We start from the raw sequence: 2,601 nt of genomic DNA, 5'->3' as shown, positions 1-2,601 counted from the left end.
ACGCCGGTGTTCGCGGCACCGTCCACAGCGCGCTCGCGCACGAACACCGTCAGGACGCCGTCCGCACCGACCTCGACCAGCGGGCCCTTTGTCGAGCCGGGCTTCACCGCGATGCGATAGCGGGTCACGACCCGACCCTAGGCCGGTCGTCTCGTTCATCGAGACCTCAGTCTCGGATATTGAGAAAGTCTAGTAACTCAATTTAGTTAACCAATAACGTATGCCTGCGTCGCCCGCCCGGGCACGCAGCATCGAAGGGGAATCGCATGAACTGGCCCGCGTGGGGCACGCTCGCGGCGGTGGCAGTCGTCGCCGTGGGCATCCACTGGCTCCGCCGCCGCAAGCTGAACTTCAGCGTCGTCACGCTGATCGCCTTGGCCGCCGGCATCCCGATCGGGCTCGTCGCCCGTGACCACGTCGAGTACGTCGACCCGATCGGCAAGATCTACATCAACATCCTGCTCGCCTGCGTGGCCCCACTGATCCTGGTGGCCATCGTCTCCTCGGTGACGTCGCTGGGCAGCCTGGCGAAGCTGCGCAGCATCGGGCTGCGCTCCATCTTCTGGCTGCTGCTGAGCAACGCCCTGGGTGTCGTGCTGGCGCTGGGTCTGGGGCTGGCCTTCCAGCCCGGCTCCGGCGTCCACGACAAGCTCGGCGGCGCCGAGACCGACGTGTTGCAGAACTCGGTCCAGCACTTCACCCAGGTCGTGGTCGGCTTCTTCCCGACCAACGTGGTGGAGAACTTCCGCGCCAACGACATCGTGCCGATCATCCTGATCGCGGTCGTGCTCTCGGTCGCCTACCTCTCGCTCGTCGAGCGCAAGCCGGAGCAGGTGCGGCCGTTCCGCGACGGTGCCCAGGCGCTCCAGCTGGTCATCTTCAAGGCCGTCGGCTACGTCATCCGGCTCACGCCGTACGCCATCGTCGCGCTGACCGCCACCACGGTGGGCACGAGCGCCGACCTGGGCAAGCAGTTCTGGTCGCTGGCCGGTCTGCTCGCGCTCACCTGGGGTGCCTGCTTCCTGCACACCTACGTCGTCAACGGCGTCCTGGTGCGGGTGTTCGCCAACGTCTCGCCGACGGCGTTCTTCCGCAAGGTCTTTCCCGCCCAGCTGACCGCCTTCACCACGCAGAGCAGCGTGGGCACCCTGCCGGTCACGACCGACCAGCTCACCCGCAAGGTCGGCGTCCACCCCGAGATCGCGCACTTCACCGCGCCGCTGGGCACCACCATCGGCATGCCGGGGTGTGCCGGGATCTGGCCGGTGCTGATCGCGATCTGGGGCCTCAACGCCTACGACATCCACTACAGCCCCCGCGACTACCTCATGCTGGCGATGCTCGGTGTGGTCGTCTCGATCGGCACCGCCGGGGTGCCGGCCGCGGCCACCGTCGCCGCCGCGACCGTCTTCGCCGCGGCCGGGCTGCCGCTGGAGTTCGTAGCGGTGACGATCCCGATCAGCACGATCGCCGACATGGCCCGGACGATGACCAATGTCACCGCCGCCGCGGCCAGCGCCACGGTGGTCGCCCGCCAGACCGGTCTGCTCGACGACGACATCTTCGCCGGCCGCGCCGATTTCGTCGATCTCGCCGATGCCACCGACCTCCCGATCGAGGACCCCTTCCCCACCACCGCCGGCCTGGTGCCGGCCGAGACCCGAGAGCTGGCGAACACCTGATGAAGAAGCTGCTGATCCCCGTCGTCCTCGGCCTGGGCACCCTCGCCCTGGCGCCGGCCGCGCACGCCACCGACATCACCAACCCCGCCGACAACCCGGCCCCGATCACCGTCACCGTGGGCGGTCAGTCCTACACCGACGGCCAGGACACGCTGCCCGGGTACGACGACTACGCCTGCACCGCGATCCCGGGCGTGGAGTACGACTTCGCCGACAACGAGGTCATCTACCACACGGACAACGGCACCAAGTCGGTGCACTGGACCGAGTGGGACCGGATCGCCGGCTACCAGACCTGGAAGGCGCAGCAGAGCAGCCCCAAGCCGTCGCCGTCCTCGTCGGCACCGACGTCCACCTCCGGCTCCGGTGGGAGCACCTCCTCCGGCTCCGCCAAGGCGAGCAGCTCGAAGAGCGCTGCCGTGAAGAGCCCGGCGAAGAGCACGAAGTCGAAGAGCGCCGCGCCGACCAGGACGGCCTCGCCCGCGCCTTCGGCCACGGCGAGCACCACCGCCGCCGCGTCGTCGGCCTCGCCTGACCCGTCGGACGACCCGTCGGCGAGTGTCTCGCCGAGCGCCACCGGCACGACGGTGGTGGCGCCGGTCGCCACCGGTGCGTCGCCCTCGACCGACGTCGCCCCGGCGGCCGCGACCGAGGCCACCCCGGCAGCCGCCGCGAGTCCGTCCTCCACCCGGCTCAGCTCGGCCGTCACCGACAGCGTCGGCAAGGGCGCGGGGAACACCACCCTCGCCGGCGGCGCGATCCTCGCGGTGCTTGCCCTGGCGAGCGTCGCCCTCCTTCTCGGGCACACCCTCCGCTCGGCGGTGGGACGGCGGGTGCGCAGCTGAGCCGCCCGCCACGCAGGACCGCCAGGAAGAAGCACCGTGATGCCTCGCGTCACGCAGAACACGAAGGAATGCCC

At 69.9% G+C, this 2,601-nt stretch carries 2 protein-coding genes; both read left to right on the top strand.

The window, feature by feature from the left end; all coding sequences use genetic code 11:
- The first annotated feature begins 266 nt into the window (after positions 1–266).
- Positions 267–1,682: a dicarboxylate/amino acid:cation symporter gene (locus VHA72_RS15635; RefSeq protein ID WP_325576864.1), complete on the top strand. Its 1,416-nt coding sequence runs from the start codon at positions 267–269 to the stop codon at positions 1,680–1,682.
- Complete coding sequence (locus tag VHA72_RS15630) at positions 1,682–2,527, top strand: hypothetical protein (RefSeq protein ID WP_325576862.1); 846 nt, start codon at positions 1,682–1,684, stop codon at positions 2,525–2,527. The genes VHA72_RS15635 and VHA72_RS15630 overlap by 1 nt, the downstream gene beginning before the upstream one ends.
- Positions 2,528–2,601 lie beyond the last annotated feature (74 nt).

The sequence above is a fragment of the Nocardioides sp. genome (assembly GCF_035547795.1).
GTDB lineage: Bacteria > Actinomycetota > Actinomycetes > Propionibacteriales > Nocardioidaceae > Nocardioides.
This window is presented reverse-complemented; position numbering and strand designations above follow the sequence as displayed.